The organism is Exiguobacterium sp. HSB13 (assembly GCF_056764755.1).
This window is the reverse complement of the sequence record NZ_JBUZOM010000056.1, coordinates 1-238: the sequence shown is the minus strand read 5'-3', so window position 1 is coordinate 238 and position 238 is coordinate 1. Positions and strand designations below refer to the sequence as shown.

1 rRNA gene is annotated in these 238 nt (G+C 54.6%); it reads left to right on the top strand.

Going from position 1 to position 238, the window contains the following annotated elements:
* A 23S ribosomal RNA gene (locus tag ACZGCQ_RS17035) occupies positions 1-238 on the top strand; the annotation flags it as partial.

Below are 238 nucleotides of genomic sequence, written 5' to 3'. Positions count from 1 at the left end.
CCGCCGATCCACCGTTTGAACAATGGGGGGACGCAGGAGGATAGTGACGCATGCGGATGGAAGTGCATGTGCAAGTTTCAAGACCGTCTGATTGGCAAATCCGTCAGGCATCAAAGTCAAGGAACGACGCGGAGTCCCGTAGGGACGTAGGTCACGATTTCACACTGCCAAGAAAAGCCTCTAGTGAGGGGGAAGGCGCCAGTACCGTAAACCGACACAGGTAGGCGAGATGAGAATT